Here is an 880-nt window from a genome sequence, read left to right on the forward strand (position 1 = left end):
CGCCGGCAGCGGCCCGCAATGCCCGCAGTTTGACGAACCCGGTCAGCTGCCCCAAGATGATCCGGCAGCCGCACGGTGGTCCCTAGGTCGTGGCAACACCCTGGTCCCATGCTCCTGGCAAATGACAGCAGGACGGTAAGAAGCGGGAACCTCTCAAGCACCGCAAGGCGGGCGAGTACCGAGACGTGCCCGTTCCGGCATGGCTGTGGGAAATGGTGCAAGGCATGGCCGACGGCCCGCTCATGCCGGGAAACGGGAAGCTGTTCCAGCGGTACGGCACCATCTACTTCCGATACATCCGTGCTGCTAAGGCGGCCGGCATCGCTGACGGGTTCACTCCGCACTCGCTACGCCACGCCTACGCTTCAGCGATGCTGGCGCGCGGGGTCCAGATCACCGAGCTTGCTCACTTCCTTGGGCACCGGGACATTAACGTGACGCATCAGGTCTATGGGCACCTGCTGCCTTCTGCCGCAAAGAGAGCCGTGGCAGCGCTGAACGCCGAGTTTGCCGAATGGAGCAAGGGTTAGCCTCTTTTCCATCAGATGTTGGGTTAGACGACTCAAGGCCCGGCGGCGGCCTGTGCGGTTAGCTGACGGAACACAACTCGTGAGCGCGGGGCCAAGCAGGTCCAGTCAGGGGCCTGTAGCTGTGCGCCTAGGCAGTTTTCAAGCTCAGCTCCGACTTCCAGCTACGTGACTGATGCAAGAGCCCGCAGCGGTGTCAGGAGCGGCGCCCCAGGGCACCGCTTGGCTAGTACTACAACAGAGATCTGTGATGTCGTTCGGTGCGGCTGCGTGACTTGAGGCTTTCCGATGGCCAGGATTGCTGCATGCTTGGTGTCATGGAGGGCTCGCGGGCAGGTGCCGCAGATGCGCAT

Annotated in this window: 1 protein-coding gene; it reads left to right on the forward strand. The window is 62.8% G+C overall.

Annotated features, from left to right (window positions below; all coding sequences use genetic code 11):
- Nucleotides 1-224 precede the first annotated feature (224 nt).
- Nucleotides 225-530 carry a tyrosine-type recombinase/integrase gene (locus EAS64_RS42775; RefSeq protein ID WP_187366579.1) on the forward strand — a complete coding sequence of 102 codons (306 nt, stop codon included), beginning with the start codon at nt 225-227 and terminating at the stop codon, nt 528-530.
- Nucleotides 531-880: the final 350 nt, after the last annotated feature.

This window comes from Trebonia kvetii, from assembly GCF_007827045.1.
In the GTDB taxonomy this organism is placed as follows: domain Bacteria; phylum Actinomycetota; class Actinomycetes; order Streptosporangiales; family Streptosporangiaceae; genus Trebonia; species Trebonia kvetii.